13 protein-coding genes are annotated in these 17,801 nt (G+C 73.2%); 4 read left to right on the top strand and 9 right to left on the bottom strand.

Features of this window, described 5'->3' with window-relative positions; genetic code table 11:
• Nucleotides 1-93 precede the first annotated feature (93 nt).
• Nucleotides 94-480, top strand: coding sequence for a cold-shock protein (locus OM98_RS01190; RefSeq protein ID WP_010532729.1), 387 nt, complete (start codon nt 94-96; stop codon nt 478-480).
• A 2-nt stretch (nt 481-482) separates the two neighbouring features.
• Nucleotides 483-1,490 (top strand): DUF3027 domain-containing protein, encoded by a 1,008-nt coding sequence (locus OM98_RS01185; RefSeq protein WP_010532728.1) that lies wholly within the window; start codon nt 483-485, stop codon nt 1,488-1,490.
• A gap of 60 nt (nt 1,491-1,550) precedes the next feature.
• Here the strand turns inward: OM98_RS01185 and OM98_RS01180 are convergent, their stop codons facing one another.
• From OM98_RS01180 to OM98_RS01170, 3 genes are read right to left on the bottom strand one after another with little or no spacing between them, the layout of a single operon-like run.
• Nucleotides 1,551-2,711 carry a DNA polymerase III subunit delta' gene (locus OM98_RS01180; RefSeq protein ID WP_010532727.1) on the bottom strand — a complete coding sequence of 387 codons (1,161 nt, stop codon included), beginning with the start codon at nt 2,709-2,711 and terminating at the stop codon, nt 1,551-1,553.
• A complete protein-coding gene (gene tmk / locus OM98_RS01175; protein WP_010532726.1) occupies nt 2,708-3,454 on the bottom strand; it encodes a dTMP kinase in 747 nt (248 codons plus the stop codon). Before tmk ends, OM98_RS01180 begins: the two co-directional genes overlap by 4 nt.
• Nucleotides 3,451-4,500, bottom strand: a complete 1,050-nt coding sequence (locus tag OM98_RS01170) for a Gfo/Idh/MocA family protein (RefSeq protein ID WP_010532725.1) — start codon at nt 4,498-4,500, stop codon at nt 3,451-3,453. Before OM98_RS01170 ends, tmk begins: the two co-directional genes overlap by 4 nt.
• A gap of 201 nt (nt 4,501-4,701) precedes the next feature.
• On the opposite strand from OM98_RS01170, the gene OM98_RS14630 reads away from it, so the two are divergent.
• Nucleotides 4,702-5,529 carry a phosphotransferase family protein gene (locus OM98_RS14630; RefSeq protein ID WP_010532724.1) on the top strand — a complete coding sequence of 276 codons (828 nt, stop codon included), beginning with the start codon at nt 4,702-4,704 and terminating at the stop codon, nt 5,527-5,529.
• 97 nt (nt 5,530-5,626) lie between these two features.
• Here OM98_RS14630 and OM98_RS01160 read toward each other — a convergent pair whose 3' ends face one another.
• The 6 genes from OM98_RS01160 to OM98_RS01135 all read right to left on the bottom strand — a co-directional run bounded on the left by OM98_RS01160 (nt 5,627) and on the right by OM98_RS01135 (nt 15,113).
• On the bottom strand, nt 5,627-6,478 hold the full coding sequence (locus OM98_RS01160; RefSeq protein WP_010532723.1) for a carbohydrate ABC transporter permease: 852 nt from the start codon (nt 6,476-6,478) through the stop codon (nt 5,627-5,629).
• Nucleotides 6,475-7,638, bottom strand: a complete 1,164-nt coding sequence (locus OM98_RS01155) for a carbohydrate ABC transporter permease (protein WP_139017536.1) — start codon at nt 7,636-7,638, stop codon at nt 6,475-6,477. The genes OM98_RS01160 and OM98_RS01155 overlap by 4 nt, the downstream gene beginning before the upstream one ends.
• Nucleotides 7,635-8,978 carry an ABC transporter substrate-binding protein gene (locus OM98_RS01150; RefSeq protein ID WP_029362614.1) on the bottom strand — a complete coding sequence of 448 codons (1,344 nt, stop codon included), beginning with the start codon at nt 8,976-8,978 and terminating at the stop codon, nt 7,635-7,637. Before OM98_RS01150 ends, OM98_RS01155 begins: the two co-directional genes overlap by 4 nt.
• A gap of 249 nt (nt 8,979-9,227) precedes the next feature.
• On the bottom strand, nt 9,228-11,915 hold the full coding sequence (gene topA, locus OM98_RS01145; RefSeq protein WP_010532720.1) for a type I DNA topoisomerase: 2,688 nt from the start codon (nt 11,913-11,915) through the stop codon (nt 9,228-9,230).
• Nucleotides 11,916-12,060: 145 nt separating this feature from the next.
• The gene (locus OM98_RS01140; RefSeq protein ID WP_010532719.1) at nt 12,061-13,443 is read right to left on the bottom strand and encodes a phosphatase PAP2 family protein; all 1,383 of its coding nucleotides are present in this window, start codon (nt 13,441-13,443) and stop codon (nt 12,061-12,063) included.
• Nucleotides 13,440-15,113 carry a DUF7059 domain-containing protein gene (locus OM98_RS01135; protein WP_010532718.1) on the bottom strand — a complete coding sequence of 558 codons (1,674 nt, stop codon included), beginning with the start codon at nt 15,111-15,113 and terminating at the stop codon, nt 13,440-13,442. Before OM98_RS01135 ends, OM98_RS01140 begins: the two co-directional genes overlap by 4 nt.
• Nucleotides 15,114-15,273: 160 nt before the next feature.
• Between OM98_RS01135 and OM98_RS01130 the strand changes: the two genes are divergently transcribed.
• Nucleotides 15,274-17,784 (top strand): DEAD/DEAH box helicase, encoded by a 2,511-nt coding sequence (locus OM98_RS01130; protein ID WP_010532717.1) that lies wholly within the window; start codon nt 15,274-15,276, stop codon nt 17,782-17,784.
• Nucleotides 17,785-17,801 lie beyond the last annotated feature (17 nt).

Here is a 17,801-nt window from a genome sequence, read left to right as displayed (position 1 = left end):
TCGCCGGGAACGCCCGGCCACACAGCTTTCCGGGCCCGCGGCCGTCCGATCGGACGCGCGGGTCCTCGACCCCCAGAGAAGGACGGGATCCAGGTGCCACGAGGCAAGGTGAAGTTCTACGACGCCGAGAAGGGCTTCGGCTTCATCCTCGACGACGAGGACGGCCAGAGCGTCTATGTCCACGCCAGCACCCTGCCGGACGGGGTGAGCACCCTGCGCCCCGGCGCCCGGGTGGACTTCGACATGGTCGACGGTCGGCGCGGGCCCCAGGTGCTGCACCTGCAGCTGCTGGAGGCCGCCCCCTCCGTGACCCGCGCCCGGCGACCCAAGCCGGACGACATGGCCACCATGGTCGAGGACCTCATCCGCCTGCTGGACGACGCCTCCACCGGGCTGCGCCAGGGCCGCTACCCCGACCGCGACCACTCCCAGAAGATCGCCACCGTGATGCGCGCCGTCGCGGACAACTTCGAGGCCTGAGCATGAGTACCCCCACCACGGAGGCGCCGCGCCGCGCCCGCACCCCCAAGCCGAAGCTGGACGCGGTCTCCGCGGCCGCCGTCGACGCGGCCCGCGAGGCCCTCGTCGAGGTCACCGAGCCGGGCCAGGTCGGTGAGCACCTCCGGGTCGAGGCCAGCGGGGAGCGACTGGTCAGCCACGTCTTCGAGTGCACCATGCCCGGCTACCGCGGCTGGTCCTGGGTGGTGGTGATGGCCCGTGCGCCCCGCGCCAAGGCCCCCACCGTCGCCGAGACCGCGCTGCTGCCGGGCGAGGGCTCGCTGCTGTCCCCCGACTGGGAGCCGTGGGCCGAGCGCCTGCAGCCCTCCGACGTGGGCGCCGACGACCTCATGCCCTACCGTGAGCAGGACGAGCGCCTCGAGCAGGGCTTCGAGGCCACGGGCGAGCAGGACGTCGACGAGGTCGCGCAGTGGGAGCTGGGCCTGGGCCGCGCCCGGGTGCTCTCCCCGGAGGGCCGCGCCGAGGCCGCCGAGCGCTGGGCCGAGGGCGACTTCGGCCCGCGCCAGGTCTCCGCCCGCAAGCGCCGCGACACCGTCTCCGCCACGTGCGCGAGCTGCGGCTTCGTCTCGCAGCTGGCCGGCTCCCTGCGCGGCGAGTTCGGCGTGTGCACCAACGAGTGGTCCCCGGCCGACGGCCGCGTGGTGCACCTCGGCTACGGATGCGGCTCGCACTCCGAGACCGGGCAGGAGGACGGCGACAAGGAGATCCAGCGCGCCTCCGGCGTGATCGTCGACGAGCACCGGGTGGAGCTGGACCGGGACAGCCCGCCCGCGCAGGGCGATGCGGAGACGCCGGCGGACGACGCCGCGCCCGCAGACAGCGGCGACGCCGTCGAGACCGTCGTGCCGGCCCAGACCGCGGAGACGACCGAGACTGCGGATACGACCGAGACCGCGGATACGACCGAGCCCGCGGACACGACCGAGACCGCGGACCAGTCCACGGAGCAGGACGCCTCAGCCGAGTCCTGAGCGGGCGCACCCGGCTCCGGCGCGACCGACGCCGTGCGTGAAGGCGCAGGCGCGCGCCGCTCAGCGCAGGGTGACCGCCACCCGCCCCAGCAGCGCCTCGATGGCCAGCAGCGGCGGCACGTTGCCCGCGATCCGGGCGCGTGCCTCGTGCACGGCCTCCAGCAGGCCCAGCGTGAGGTCCCCCGAACCGGCGCCCGCGGCCCGGTCGATCTCGGGCGCCACCTCGACGTTCACCAGCTCGCTGCCGGAGCCGAGCTGCCGGGTCAGCACGTCCCGCAGCACCGAGTGCGCGTCCAGCAGGTAGCGGTCCAGCACGTCCCGCACCAGGCGCGTCTGGCGGCGCTTGGCGTCGTCCTCCAGGGCCTTGAGCTGCGAGCGCAGCGCGGGCGGCACCGCGGAGTCCTCCACCCCGGCCGAGCGCAGGAAGTGTGCCCTCTCCTCGGCGGCGACCTGGTCGGCGTGCTCCTTCGCCTCGGCCGTGGCGCGGTCCACCAGGGTCTGCGCGGCCAGCACCGCCTGCCCCGTCGAGCGCAGCCCCAGCAGGGTGCGGGCGGCCTCCTCCCGGGCGGTCAGGGCGCCGTCCTGGGTGGCATAGCGCAGGGCCAGGCCGATGTGCCCCTGGGCGGCGCGGGCCGCACGGTCGGCGAGCTCCGGCTCCACCCCGTCGCGACGACGCAGCAGCTCCGCGACCACCTCGGCGGCGGGGATGCTGAGCGTGACCAGGCGGCAGCGGGAGCGGATGGTCGGGGCGAGATCCTCCGCGGAGGGCGCGCAGAGCATCCACACGGTCGCCGGGGGCGGCTCCTCGATGGACTTCAGCAGCACGTTGAAGGTGCCCGCGCTCATCCGGTCGGCGTCCTCGACGATCACCACCCGGTGGCGCCCCGTCGCCGGGGCGCGCTGCGCGGTGAGCACGAGGGAGCGCACCTCGTCCTTGGAGATCGAGAGCTTGTCGGTGGCGACCACGGTGACGTCCGGATGGGTGCCGGCCAGCACGGTGCGGCAGGCGGGGCAGTGGCCGCAGCCGGTGCCCTGCTCGCACTGCAGCGCCGCGGCGAAGGCGCGGGCCGCGGTGGAGCGCCCGGAGCCCGGCGGCCCGGTGATCAGCCACGCCTGGGCGAGCGGCGAGACCCCGGTGGCGGCACGGTGGAACTGCCCGACGGCGGCCTCCTGGCCGACCACGTCGACCCAGACGCCCGCGGGGGCGGCGACGGCGGTCATGCCTCGTCCCGGTGGCGCGGCGGCGGGGCCGGCTCGAAGGTCGGGTCGAACAGGGCCAGCACCTCGGCGACGGCCTCGAGCACCTGGGCGTGGACCCGGTCGGCGGGCAGGGACCCGTCGATCACCGCGAAACGCTCGGGGTCCTCCTCGGCGAGGCGCAGGAACTGGCCGCGCACCGACTCGTGGAAGTCCTCCCCGGCGCGCTCCAGCCGGTCCAGATCGGCGTCCTCGCGTCGCTCCTGCAGGGCGCCGGCGGGCAGGTCCAGCAGGATCGTGCGGTGGGGCAGGAGCCCGTCGGTGGCCCACAGCGACAGCGAGGCGATGGTCTCCGGGTCCAGCTCGCGGCCGGCGCCCTGGTAGGCGATCGAGGAGTCCAGGTAGCGGTCGCCGAGCACGAGCCCGCCGCGGGCCAGGTGCGGGCGCACCAGGGTGTGGACGTGATGGGCGCGGTCCGCCGCGTAGAGCAGTGCCTCGGCACGGGGGTCGACGTCCTCGCCGTGCAGGATCAGGCGACGGATCTCGGTGCCCAGTGCCGTGCCCCCGGGCTCGCGGGTGGTCAGCACGAGGTCCGGGTCCACCCGGCGCTCGGTGAGCAGGTGCTCGCGCAACATCGCCATCTGGGTGGACTTGCCGGCGCCGTCACCGCCCTCGAAGGAGATGAACACGCCTCGGCGCGGCAGCCGCGGGGTGGGAACCGGCAGCATCGGGACCTCCGCGGCCAGGATCGGTGTGGGCGTGCTCATGCGATCTCCCCCGGGTAGACCAGGCCCAGCTCGGCCCGGACGGCATCCATGGTCTCCAGCACCGAGACGGTGTCGGCCCAGCTCATCAGGGGCGACTCGAGCTCCCCGGCGGCCAGGCGGCGGGCCATCTCGGCGGCCTCGTGGGCGAGGCCGTCCTCGCCCACGGCCGGCAGCTCCGCGGTGGCCTCGCGGCCGTCGGCCAGGGTGACGGTCAGCGTGGTGGGCGCGTAGAAGGGGGCGCCGTCCCCGCCGAGCCGCGCCCAGCCCTCGGTGCCGATCACGAGCGCCTCATTGGGCATGCGGGCGCGCAGGGTGGTGCCCAGGCGCGCCGCCCCGCCGCGGGCGCCGCGGGCGAGCACCCCGACGGTGGCGTCGACGCCGGTGGCGGTGAGCTCCCCGCGCACGGAGAGGTCGGCGAGGTCCCCGAGCACCATCTGCGCGAAGGAGATCGGGTAGACGCCGAGGTCCAGCAGGGCACCGCCGCCGAGCTCCGGATCCTGCATGCGGTGGGCGGGGTCGGTGGGCATCGCCTGGCCGTGCTCGGCGACGACCTCCACCACCTCGCCCAGCAGGCCCGCCGCGAGCACCTGGCGCAGCACGTCGTAGGGCGGCAGGAAGCGCGACCACATCGCCTCCATCGCGAAGACCCCGCGCTCCCGGGCCAGGCCCAGCAGGTCCCGCGCCTGGTCGGCGTTCAGGGTGAAGGCCTTCTCGATCAGCACCGGCACCCCGGCGTCGATCATGGGCCGGGCCAGCTCGTGGTGCTGGGCGTGCGGCGAGGCGATGTACACCGCGTCGACCCCGCCCGCCGCGAGCAGCGAGGCCACCGAGTCGTGCACCCCCTCGATGCAGTGCCGGGCGGCGAACTCCGCGGCGCGCTCGGCGCTGCGCGAGGCCACCGCGACCACCCGGGAGGCCGTGGCCCGGTGCAGGGTGGCCGTGAACTGCTCGGCGATGTGGCCGGTGGCGATCACGCCCCAGCGCAGGGCCGGGGCGGCGGCCGGATCGGGGAGCCGGGCGGCAGGGAGCTCGAGGGGCGCGGTCATGCCCCCCAATCTACCGAGCAGCCCCGACAGGCGGGGAGTCGGGAGGGCCCGCGGGGCACACTGGGAGACATGCACCCCAGCCCCCGTGCGCATGCTGGCCCCTCTGAATCGACCGGCCCCCCTTCATCGTCCGGTGGAGGTGCGGATTCCGACCCCGCTGGCTCCCTCGACCCCGCCCTGCGCGCCTGGCTGCGCCGGGAGATGGGCGAGGTCCGGGTGCTGGGGGAGCTGCGCGGGGGCATCACGGCGCGGATGCTCCGCCTGCGTCGCCCCGGGGGCGAAGACCTGGTGCTGCGCCGCTGGTCGGGCGAGGATCCCGGGGAGCGCGAGGCGGTGAGCCGGGAGGTCGCCGGGCTGGACGCCCTGGCGGCCACCGACCTGCCGGTGCCGCGCCTGCTCGCCGCCGATGTCACCGGCGCCGAGGCCGGGGTGCCCGTCACCGTGACCACCCTGCTGCCCGGGGCGGTCACCCTGATGCCCGCCGACCGCGGTGGCTGGGTGCGGGAGCTGGCCGGGATGCTCGCCCGGATCCACGCCGTGCCGGTGCCCGCCGCCCTGGAGCCCTGCGAGGAGTGGGAGTCGGAGGATCAGTCCTGGCTGGAGACCGACCCGGGACTGGCCCGGGAGGCGCGCGCCCTGGCTGCCCGTCCCGCCGAGCCCTCCCGCGCCGTGCTCGCCCACGGCGACTACCAGCACTTCAACGTGCTCTGGCAGGGCGGGCGGGTCTCCGGGGTGGTGGACTGGCCGACCGTCGGCCGCGCCGACCGCGGCCGGGACACCGGCCACTGCCGCCTGAACCTCGCCGTGCTGTTCGAGGCGGACGTGGCGATGGACTTCCTGGACGCCTACGAGGAGCGGGCGGGTGCGGCGGTGGATCCCGCCGCCGACCTGCGTCGCCTGCTGTCCTTCGGTCCCGGCTGGCCCGTCTTCCTGCCCCGGCAGGTGGACGGGCGGGCCTCCGTGGACGGCCCCGGCATGGCCGCCCGGGTGCGCGAGACCATTCGGTGCAGCCTGCGCCGCGCCGGCTGAGCCGTCGCCCCGCCGGGACGAGGGACGGGACGGGCACGAGACGGGCCCCGGCGCCGCTCACGAGGAGCGGGGCCGGGGCCCGTCGGGTGCGTCCTGCTCAGCCCTTCACGGAGCCCGAGGTCATGCCCCGGACCAGGAAGCGCTGCAGCGAGAAGAACACGATCATCGGCACCACCATCGAGATGAAGGCGCCCGCGGTCAGGAGCTCCTCGCCCTGACCCTGCGTCCCGATCATCTGCTGGAGGTCCACGATGATGGTCTTGTTCGCCCCGCCGCCCAGGAACAGCTTGGCGATCAGGAGGTCGTTCCACACCCAGAGGAACTGCAGGGTGGCGAAGGCCGCGATCGCGGGGGAGGACATCGGCGCCACCAGGGTCCAGAAGGTCTGGAAGTGGGAGGCCCCGTCGATCTTCGCGCTCTCCACGACCGAGCCCGGCAGGGTCGCCATGTAGTTGCGCAGCGTGTACACCGCCAACGGCATGCCGAAGGCCGTGTGCATCAGCCAGACCGCCACGAACTCGCCGTTGATGCCGAGGCCGTTGGGGCCCAGCAGGTTCAGCATGGGCTGGAAGGCCACCTGGATCGGCACCACCATCAGGGCGACGATCAGGATGAACAGCAGGTCCTTGCCCGGGAAGTTCATGAAGGTGAAGGCGTAGGCCGCGAAGGCCGCGAACATGATCGGCAGAACCGTCGCCGGCACCGCCACCACGACGGAGTTCAGCAGCGAGGACCCCATCGAGGTGGTCTCGAAGAGTTCCCGGTAGTTGTCCAGGGTGAACGCCCCGTCGAGCAGGGAGGCCCACCATCCGCTGGAGGCCGCGGCCTCGCGGGTGCGGAAGGAGGTGACCAGGAGCCCCAGGGTGGGGATGGTCCACAGGATCACCATGACCGGCATGGTGATCATTGCCAGGGGAGAGCGACGGCGCCCGTCCTTCATCGTGCTCATCGGTTCGCCTCCTGCTGACGGAAGCTGTGCACCTGGTAGATCAGCACCGGGATGACCAGGATCAGCAGCACCACCACGACGGCGGCGGCCTGGCCGGCCTGGCGGGAGACGAACAGCTCGTTGAAGAACAAGTTCGCGATCACGTTGGTGTTGTAGCGACCGTTGGTCGTCACGTAGATGATGTCGAAGACCTTCAGCACCAGGATCAGCACGGTGATGAAGACCGCCAGCATCGTGGGCCGCACCTGCGGGAACACGATCTGCCAGAAGATGCGGGTCTCGCTGGCGCCGTCCATCCGGCCGGCCTCGACGGTGTCCTCGGGCACGCCCTTGATGGCCGAGCTCAGCAGCACCATCGCGAAGCCCGTCTGCAGCCAGATCAGGATGACCATGAGCAGCAGGGAGTTCAGGCGCAGGGTGTCGATCTGGTACCAGGACTGCGGCTCCCCGCCGAGGCTCACGACGATCGCGTTCAGCAGGCCGGTCTGGGAGCTGCCGGCGTCCTCATAGGCGTAGACGAGGCCCCAGATGGTGGCCGCGCCGACGAAGCTGATGGACATCGGCAGGAAGATGAAGGACTTCGCGACCTTCTCCCCGGTGCCGGAGAGCTTGTCCGCCAGCACCGCCACGGTCAGGCCGAAGGCGACCGTGAGGATCGGGACGATGAGAATCCACAGCAGATTGTTGAACAGGGTGGACCAGAAGGCGGGATCCGAGAAGATCGCCTGGTAGTTGGCCAGGCCCACCCAGTCCGTGGAGTCGTTGTTGGCGAAGGAGTAGATGATCGTCTGCGCCGTGGGGTACAGCAGCAGCAGGGCGATCAGGCTGAATCCCGGCAGCAGAAAGGCGTAGGGGATCACTCCCTCGGACATCCGGGAGGGCAGCCCCTCGATGCAGAGGTTCAGGAACCAGAAGAACAGCACCGAGCCGCCGATGCCGACGATCAGGCCGAGGGCGCCGATCAAGAGCTTGGAGCCCAGGAACCACTGCGGGTAGTAGGCGAAGGCCAGGAAGATGTTGCAGGCCAGGTAGACGGTCACCACGACGCCGACGGCGCCGATGGCCAGGCGCAACGGGCGCGCGGGGGAGCCCGAGCGGTCGCGCTCCTCGGACTCCGCCCCCGGCGGTTGCGAGGTCTCGGTATCGGTCGCGGCGCTCACTCCGGCCACCCGTTCTCGATCTCGTCGCAGACCTCCTGGGAGGTTTTCTCGTCCTGCAGCCACTCGACCATGCCGGTCCAGAAGGTGCCGCCGCCGACCGCGTTGGGCATCACGTCGGAGCCGTCGTAGCGGAAGACGTCCGCGTTCGCGGCGATTTCCGCGACCGTGCGGGTGGTCTCGTCGGCGTACTGGGAGACGTCGAAGGTCTTGTGGGGGCTGAGCCAGCCGCCGGCCTGTGCCCAGGGGCCGCCGAACTCCGCGGAGGTCAGGAACTGCATGAGCTTCACGGTGTCGTCGTTCAGGGTGAACATTGCGGCGAGGTCGCCGCCGCCGAGGATCGGCTGGCCGTCGAAGCCGCCGTCCCAAGTGGGCATCGCGTAGACGCCGACCTCGGAATCCATGTTCCCCTGCACGTCCTCCGGGAAGAAGCCGGTGACGAAGTTGCCCTGGCGGACGAGCATTGCCTGTGCCGGGTCCTCGAACAGCGGCAGCGGGGCCTCGGAGAAGGGAGTGTTGATGATGTTGGTGACCCCGCCGAGCACGTTGCCGTCGCCCTTGAGCAACTCGCCGACGATGTCGAAGACCTCGACGACCTCGGGGGCGTTGAAGGGCATGCGGTGGTAGATCCAGTCGTCGTAGACCTCGGGCCCGTGGACGCGGAGCATGAACTCCTCGATCCAGTCGGTGCCCACCCAGCCGGTGGCCTGGTCGGCTCCCCAGCCGTCGGACCAGGGGGTGATCCCGTCGGCCTTGATGGCGTCGGCGATCTCGTACAGCTCCTGCATGGTCGCGGGCTCGGTGCCGTAGCCGGCGTCGTCGTACGCCTTCTTGGGGTACCAGATCAGGGACTTGCAGGCCATGCGCATGGGGGCGCCGTAGACGCGGCCCTGCAGGCGGGCGGAGTCCAGGAAGCCGGTGATCAGCGAGCCGGCCAGGGCGTCGTAGTCCAGGTAGACGTCGATCGGCACGATCACGCCCTGCTCGGCGATGTCGAAGAGGCCGCCGGGCTGCGGGAACAGCGCGATGTCGGGGTAGTCGCCCGCGCCCACGCGCTGCTGGATGGTGGTGGTGAAGTCCGAGTCCGGGGTGTAGTTGATCGTGATGCCGGTCTCGTCCTGGAAGTCCGCGAGGGAGGCGAGGAACGCCTCCTGCTCCTGGCCGCCGAAGGCACCGAGGATGTTCACCGTGCCGGTGCCGGGAGTGTCGCCCTCCGAGTAGCGCTCCACCGAGGTGCCGGCACCGGAGCCGGCATCCGGGTTCTGCAGGCAGCCGGCCAGTCCGACGGCCGCGGTCGCCGCGGTTCCCGCCATGACCGTGCGCCTGGTGAGACGTCGATTCATGTCCACTCCTTCGTGATCCACGAGCGCATGCGTGTGCTCGTGGGCACACTGTAGGGCGCGTATCACCGTGGGAGTGAACTGGCCCGAGCCGTGAGCGCCGTCGATACAGGCTCGTGACCAAAGTGCGCGAATCCGGTCATTCCCACGGTGAAACGGTCATGAGATGTCGCAGACCGGGCGCGCTGCCCGTCCCACCCGGCGACGGGGGCGGGGGTCTGTCGACCCCCGCCCCCATCGCGTGCGTCCAGCTCAGGACGAGGATCGGCTCGTCGAGGCCTTCTTCCGGGTGGTGCTCCGCTTGGCGGCGGGCTTCTTGGCGGGGCCCTTCGCTCGCTTCTCGGCGAGGCGCTCCACCGCGTGCTCCGGGGTGATCTCCTCGACCGACTCGCTCGAGCGCAGGGAGACGTTGGTGGTGCCGTCGGTGATGTACGGGCCGAAGCGGCCGTCCTTGATCACGATCGGCTTCTCGCTGGTCGGATCGGTGCCCAGCTCCTTCAGCGGCGGCTTCGCGGCGGCGCGGCCCCGGGTCTTGGGCTGCGCGTAGAGCTTCTCCGCCTCCTCCATCGTCACCGTGAACATCTGCTCCTCGCTCTCCAGGGAGCGGGAGTCGGAGCCTTTCTTCAGGTACGGCCCGTAGCGGCCGTTCTGGGCGGTGATCTCGGTGCCGTCCTCGGTGGTGCCGACCACCCGGGGCAGGCTGAGCAGCTTCAGCGCGTCCTCCAGGGATACCGTCGCCAGGTCCATCGACTTCAGCAGCGAGCCGGTGCGGGGCTTGGGCCGCTTGGACTTCGGGGTCTTGTCCTCCGGGTCCTCGGGCAGCACCTCGATGACGTAGGGGCCGAAGCGACCGTCCTTGGCGACGATCTCGTGACCGCTGTCCGGATCGGTGCCCAGCACCCGGCCGTCGTCCTTGGCACGCTCCAGCATCTCGGTGGCGAGCGCGACCGTCAGCTCGTCGGGGGCGACCTCGTCGGAGACGGAGGCGCGCTGCGGGTCGGCGCCCTCGATCAGCTCGCCGTTCTCGTCGCGTGCGGCTCTCTCCACATACGCGCCGTAGCGGCCCACCCGCAGGGTGATGCCCTCGCCGATGTCAATCGAGTTGATGGCGCGGGCGTCGATGTCGCCGAGGTCGTCCACCATCGGCTTCAGGCCGATGGGGGAGCCGTCGCCGTCGGAGAAGTAGAAGTCCTGCAGGTAGGCGGCACGGCCCAGGTCGCCGCGGGCCATCTTGTCGAGCTGCTCCTCCATCTGCGCGGTGAAGTCGTAGTCGACGTAGGTCTCGAAGTGCTCCTCCAGCAGACGCACCACGGCGAAGGCGACCCAGCTGGGGACCAGGGCGGTGCCGCGGCGCAGCACGTAGCCGCGGTCCTGCACGGTGGCGACCGTGGAGGCGTAGGTGGAGGGGCGGCCGATGCCGCGCTCCTCCAGCGCCCGCACCAGGGAGGCCTCGGTGTAGCGGGGCGGCGGGGTGGTGGTGTGGCCGTCGGGCACCAGCTCGCGGGTGTCGAGCTTCTGGCCCTCGGTCATCTGCGGCAGGCGCTTGTCGTCGCTGTCCTCCGCGTAGCGGGAGGCGTCGCGGCCCTCCTCGTAGGCGGCCAGGAAGCCGCGGAAGGTGATCACGGTGCCGGCGGCGCGGAAGGTCGCGGCCCGGTCGTTCGCCGCCAGGGACAGCTCCACCGTGGAGGTGGTGCCCTTGGCGTCGGCCATCTGAGAGGCGACGGTGCGCTTCCAGATCAGCTCGTAGAGGCGGAACTCGTCACCGCTGAGCTGGCCGGCCACGTCCGCGGGGGTGCGGAAGCGGTCGCCCGCGGGACGGATCGCCTCGTGCGCCTCCTGCGCGTTCTGCGACTTGGTCTGGTAGTAGCGCGGCTTGTCCGGCACGTACTGGGAGCCGTACAGCTCGGCGGCCTGCGCCCGGGAGGCGGAGACGGCCTCGCCGGACAGCGCCACCGAGTCGGTGCGCATGTACGTGATGTAGCCGTTCTCGTACAGCGACTGCGCCACCCGCATCGCCTGGCGGGCGCCCAGACGCAGCTTGCGCGAGGCCTCCTGCTGCAGGGAGGACGTGGTGAAGGGCGCCGCCGGGCGGCGGGTGTACGGCTTCGACTCGAGGCCCGTGACCTCCGCCGGGGTGTCCTCGAGGGCCGCGACCAGGGCGCGGGAGGATTCCTCGGTGAGCACCGTGGCCGCGGAGGCCTTCTTCTTCAGCGAGCCGTCGTCGGCGAAGTCGGAGCCGGTGGCCACGCGGGAGCCGTCGACCGTCGCGATCTTGGCCGCGAACTGGCCCTCCTCGGTGGCGAAGGTGCCGGTCACGTCCCAGTAGTCGGCGGCGACGAAGGCCATCCGCTCGCGCTCGCGCTCGACCACCAGGCGGGTGGCGACGGACTGCACGCGGCCCGCGGACAGGCTCGGCTTGATCTTGCGCCACAGCACCGGGGAGAGCTCGAAGCCCACCAGGCGGTCCACGATGCGGCGGGTCTCCTGCGCGTCGACCAGGTGGGTGTCGATCTCGCGGGTGTTCTCCAGCGCCCCCAGGATCGCGTCCTTGGTGATCTCGTGGAACACCATGCGCTTCACGGGCAGGGACTTCTTGGGCTTGAGGGTCTCCAGCAGGTGCCAGGCGATCGCCTCGCCCTCGCGGTCCTCATCGGTGGCGAGGTAGAGGGTGTCGGCGTCCTTGAGGGCCTTCTTGAGGTCCGCGACCGTCTTCTTCTTGTCGGGGCTGACGACGTAGTACGGCTCGAAGCCGTGGTCGACGTCCACGCCGAAGCGGCCGAAAGGGCCCTTCTTCATCTCGGCGGGCAGGTCGCGCGGCACCGGGATGTCGCGGATGTGGCCCACGGAGGCCTGGACCTCGTACTCCTCGCCCAGGTAGCGGGCGATGGTGCGGGCCTTCGCCGGGGACTCGACGATCACGAGATGCCGCGGGCCAGTCACGGTGCGTGTCCTTCCTCGCCGCGCCGGGCGCGGCCGTGGATCGGTTCTCCGAGTCGCGCCGGGGCGGCGTCCTCGGGGCCCTGAGCGGGGAGGTCAGGGCGGGGGAGATGCGGGGGCCGGACGCTCCCCGGGGTCCGGCGACTGCTCACGGTACACGTCGCGGTGCGGGCATCCTCCGGACCTGTGGGCCACGGAGCACGAGCACCAGGGCGAACCAGATGGCGGTGCCGCCGGCGATCAGCGCGGAGGTGGCGAGGTAGGCCGCCCGCTGCTGCTCGGAGGACTCGAGGTCCAGCGGCAGGGAGAGGGCCGAACCGGTGACGGCGGTCAGGGCGAGGGCCGCGAGGCCCGTGATGATCAGCAGCGTCGCCATGCCGCCGTCGATCAGGCTGGTACGCGGCGCCTCCCCGGTCATGGGGATGCCGCGACGGCGGCGGCCCCAGCCGGAGGGCACCTCTCCGCGGCCGCGACGGATGCGGCTGTGGATGTTGTCGACCGCGAGCACCAGGAAGGTCCAGGCGGCCACGATGAGGATCGAGCCGACGACGTCGCTGGGGCGGTGCCAGCCCACCACGACGGTGCCCACCCCGGCGGCGGCCGTCCAGACGGCGCCGAGCGGGGCGAGCAGCCAGCGCAGGTGCCCGGAGGCCAGGACCAGGGCGACGGCCGCGGCGGCCGCGAGCGCTGTGTGGCCTGAGGGGAAGGAGTTGGGGGTGACCTCGACGCCGGAGGTCAGCGCCTCACGGTCCACCACCAGGTGCTTGACCACCTGGGTGGTGATGTTCGCGCCGGCCACGAGGACCACGAGCGGGATCAGCAGGCCGGGCTTGCCGCGCAGCAGCACCATCACGGCGGCGAGGGCCAGCACGCCGGCCACGACCGGCACGCTGACGGTGGTCACCGCCAGCTCGGCCCACTCGGTGACCTGCCCGGTGTCGCCCTGGGCGCCGGTGAGGATGAGCTGGTCCAGGCGCTGCCCGGCGGGGGTGCCGACGGCGAGGCGGGCGAGGTAGACGATGCCCACCACGCAGGCGGCGCTCGCCAGCAGCGCGACCAGCGCCCGCAGGATGCCGCCGCGGGCCTTGACCCGCTGGGGCTCCTCGGGCAGCGGGGCGTCCTGCGGCTGGTAGCCGGCGTAGCCCGGTTCCGCGTACTGCGGCTCGGCGTACTGCGGGTCGGCGTAGCCGGGGTCCGTGTACTGCGGATCGACGCCCTGCTGGCCGTGCCACTGCTGGTCATAGGCCTGCTGGTCGTCACCCTGTGGGTCCTGCCAGCCGGCCTCGTCCTGTCCGACCCGGCCCTGCTGCTCGGCGGCGGCCTGGCGTTCGGCGTAGTCGGGGTGCTCGCGGTGTCCCTGCGGGTCGACCTGCTCGGGGCCGCGGTCCCAGCCGGCCGGGTACGGGCGCGTCGGATCCTCGGCCGCGCCCTCGCCGGTGGCGTAGGCCTCGGTCGGTCCGGCCTGGTCGGCCGTGGGGTCCTGCCCCTGCTCGTCCCAGGACTCGCGGCCTGCTCGCTCGCGTCCCCTCATCGGTGCACCATCCCCGTGATCATCAGTTCTCGCAGTCGTCCGTTCACCCGTTGCCGGGCGGATTCCGTGTCGTCCCCGGTCAGGGCGCAGACGGCGCCCACGACCTGTCCGAGGGTGAGGGTGCCGTCCAGGGCGCCCACCGTCGCGGCGAGCACCTGGTCCGCCGGCACGCTGCGGGCGAAGCCCGCGCCCTGCACCAGCTCGATGAGCATGGGGTCGACCTCGCCGGGGGTGAGGTGGCGGCGCTCGACCACGTCGGCGGCGCGGACCGGTCGTGCGGCCTCCAGGGCCTCGTCGTCCCACGACGCCAGGGCCTGGATCATTCCCATGCCCTCCCACAGGTGCGTGGCCAGGGTCCCGGTGCCCGTGCCGGTGACCTCCTCGGTGCGCAGCACGGCGGGGCGGGTGGTCTCGGCGGGTCGCTGCAGCAGCAGGTAGCCGAAGCCGATGCCGGCCACGTCGCGGGCCGCGAAGTCCTCCAGCCAGGCCTCCTGCAGCTCCGTCCAGGCGGCGTCGCGCTCGGTGACGCCGCCGTCGCGGGCCCAGGTCTCGGCGTAGCGGGCGGGGTCCTCGCGCTCGCGCTGGATCACCCAGGCGTCCACCCCGGCCTCCCGCGCGGGCTCGAGCCAGGCGCGGGGGTGGGCGGCCCAGGCCGGGGCGTCGGCCTCGGGGTCGACGTCAGCGTCGGCGGCTCCGTCGTTCCCGAGGGCACCGGCGGCGATCTCCCAGTTGCCGAGCATCACGGCGCGGCCGCCGGGGGCCAGGTGCGCGGGCAGCTGCGCGAGCAGCTCGGCCAGCAGGGTGTCGCCGGTGCGGCCGCCGTCGCGGTAGGTCCAGCCCCCGGAATGTTTCGTGCCCTCAGGGTCCTCCGCGCGGCGCGGGGTGATGACGAAGGGCGGGTTGGAGATGACCAGGTCGAAGGTCTCCCCGGCGACGGGCTCCAGCAGGGAGCCCTGCCGCAGCTCGATCTCCAGCCCGTTCAGCGCGGCGTTGAAGGCGGCGAAGGCCAGTGCCCGCTCGGAGAGGTCGGTGGCGACGACGTGCTCGGCGTGGCGCGCCGCGTGCAGGGCCTGGATGCCGCCGCCGCAGCCGAGGTCCAGCACCCGGCCTACGCGCTCGCGCGGGGTGAGGCGGGCCAGGGTGAGGGAGGCGCCGCCGACGCCGAGCACGTGCTCGGGGTGCAGGGTGTTCCCCGTGGCCAGCTCGGAGAGGTCCGAGGCGATCCACCAGGCGATCTCACCGGCGTCGTCGCGGGCAGCGTAGGGGGAGAGGTCGATGGTGGCGCGCAGCAGCGGGTCCGGGTCGTCCACCGGATCGCCCGCGGCGAGGTCCTCGCCCGGGGCGGGGTCCGCGGCGGGCACGACGGCCAGCACCCCGAGGGAGACGGCGCCCGCGACGCCCAGCGTGGGCAGCGCGGCGGCGAGCCGGGAGTGCGGGGCGGCCGCGCCGAGGGTGAAGACGCTCAGCAGGGTCGCCAGCGGGGTGGTCAGGCCGCGCAGCCGGCGCCGGGCCGGGATCGGGTTCTCGCGGCGCAGGGCCTCGGAGGCCATCTCGCCGTACAGCGCCTCGGCGGCCTCGACGGTGTACTCCGCGGCGCGCAGGTCGCGGCGGAGGGCGTCGAGCAGCGCCGGGTCCAGGCCGGGGGGCGCCGCTGGGGTGTCGGGGTGCATGGCTACGATTGTGCCGCAGGCGTGCTGGAGCGGTGCTGAGCGGCACCGCACGGCGCGCGAGAACTGCGTCGCACCCCGCGCCCCCGCGCGTCGGCGCGCCCCCGGGGCCGTGACTCCCGGGGGCCCGGGGTCACCACGCCATCGCCACGAGGGGAACCGCATGCAGGAGGGTCGGGCCGAGGAGCTGCTGCGCGCCCTCGGCGAACCCCTCACCCGTCGCGGCTGCCTCACCCACGTGGAGCGCCGGCCCGCGCGCGAGGGCCGTCGCGGCAGCTTCCCGGCGTGGACCGACCCGCGGCTGCGCGAGCACCTGGCCGCCCGCGGCATCACCGCGCCCTGGACCCATCAGCAGCAGGCCGCCGAGCTGGCCCAGGCCGGGCAGGACGTGGTGCTGGCGACCGCCACCGCCTCCGGCAAGTCCCTGGCCTACCTGCTGCCGCTGCTCAGCGCCGTCGGGACCCGGGAGCTGGACCCCACCGCGCGCCGAGCCACCGCCCTGTACCTCTCTCCCACCAAGGCGCTCGCCGCGGACCAGCTCACGAACATCACCGCGATGGCAGACGGTGCGGGCATCCGCGACGCCCGGGTGGCCGTGTACGACGGGGACACCCCCAGCGAGCAGCGCCGCTGGATCCGCCGTCACGGCAGCGTGGTGCTGACCAACCCCGACATGCTGCATTTCGGGATCCTGCCCGGCCACGAGCAGTGGGCCAGCTTCTTCCGGGCGCTGCGCTACGTGGTGATCGACGAGTGCCACAGCTACCGCGGCGTCTTCGGCTCCCACGTGGCGCTGGTGATGCGCCGCCTGCGTCGGATCGCCGCCCACTACCGCGCCGAGCCCACCTTCATCCTGGCCTCCGCGACCACCGCCCACCCCGAGCTCTCCGCCTCCCGCCTGATCGGCCGCGACGTGCAGGCCGTCACCGAGGACGGCTCCCCGCGCGCCGGACTCACCGTGGGGCTGTGGGAGCCCGGCACCCGCGGCGCCGTGGTGGACGGTCGCCCCGAGCAGGCGGGGCACGATTCTCGAACCGCCGCTGACGGCACGGAGAGCACCGGTGATATCGCGGGCTCCGGCGGCACCGCGGACATCGGCGGCACCGGGAGCACCGGCGGGGCCGCGGGGTCCGGCCGCGAGGAGATGCTGCGCCGCTCCGCCACCGCCGAGGCCGGAGCGCTGCTTGCCGACCTGGTGGCCGAGGACGTGCAGACCCTCGTGTTCGCCCGCTCCCGCCGCGGCGCCGAGCTGGTCTCGGGCACCGCCCGGCGGATGCTGTCCCAGCGCGCCGAGGAGGAGCACTCCGGGGCGCTCGCCGATCTCGCCGGGCGGGTCGCGGCCTATCGCGGCGGGTATCTGGCCGCCGAGCGGCGCCGCCTCGAGGACGATCTGCGCAGCGGGGAGCTGCGGGCCCTGGCCTCCACGAATGCCTTGGAGCTGGGCATCGACATCGCCGGCCTGGATGCCGTGGTGGTCGCCGGGTGGCCCGGCACCCGGGCCTCCCTGTGGCAGCAGATGGGCCGGGCCGGCCGGCGCGGCGCCGGCGGCGCCGGCGGCGGGGCGCTGGCCCTGTTCGTGGCGCGCGAGGACCCGCTCGACACCTACGTCGTCCACCATCCCGAGACAGTGTTAGGCGCCGAGGTGGAGGCGGCAGTCTTCGACCCCGCCAACCCCTACGTGATGACGCCGCACCTGTGCGCCGCGGCGTCCGAGCTGGCCATCAAGGACGGGGAGGAGGGCATCTTCGGGCCCACCGCGCGCGAACTGCTGGGCACCCTGGCCGCGCGCGGGGTGCTGCGGGCCCGGCCCGGCGGCTGGTACTGGACGCTCTCGCAGTCCGCCCACGACCTCACGGACCTGCGCGGCAGCGGCGGGGAGCCGGTGCGGATCGTGGAGAGCGGCAGCGGGACGCTGCTGGGCACCGTCGACGCCGCGAGCGCCGACACCCAGGTGCACGACGGCGCCGTCTACCTCCATCAGGGCCGCAGCTACGTGGTGGACCACCTGGACACGGAGCAGGCGGTGGCGATGGTGCACCGGGAGGACCCGCTGCACACCACCCACCCGCAGTCCACCTCCTCCATCCGCATCCGCCAGACCGACTCCGAGGTGCCCTGGGCGGGCGGGGTGCGGCTGTGCTTCGGCACCGTGGACGTCACCGACCAGGTCACCGGCTACCAGGTGCGGGACGTGTTCACGCAGGCCGTGCTCGCCCAGCACTCCCTGGACCTGCCGCCGCGCACCCTGACCACGAAGGCCGTGTGGTGGGTGGTGCCGCGGGAGCGCACGGACGCCGCAGAGATCCCGGGGGAGGAGCTGCCGGGGGCGCTGCACGCCGCCGAGCACGCTGCGATCTCGATGCTGCCGCTGCTGGCCACCTGCGACCGCTGGGACATCGGCGGGGTCTCGACCGCGCAGCACGAGGACACCGGGGAGCCGACGATCTTCGTCTACGACGGCGCGCCCGGCGGGGCCGGCTTCGCCGAGCGTGGCTGCCAGGACGCGGCTGCCTGGCTGCGCGCCACCGCGGACATGATCGACGAGTGCCCCTGCGCGGTCGGCTGCCCGGCCTGCGTGGTCTCCCCGAAATGCGGCAACGGCAACGAGCCGCTGTCCAAGGTCTGGGCGCGGGTGCTGCTGGGCGAGCTGACACCGGAGCCCGCTACCGCCTGACCGGGAGGACTCACCCC

It is taken from the genome of Brachybacterium squillarum M-6-3, assembly GCF_000225825.1.
In the GTDB taxonomy this organism is placed as follows: domain Bacteria; phylum Actinomycetota; class Actinomycetes; order Actinomycetales; family Dermabacteraceae; genus Brachybacterium; species Brachybacterium squillarum.
The sequence above is the reverse complement of the archived record's forward strand: the minus strand, read 5'-3'. Positions and strand labels throughout refer to the sequence as shown.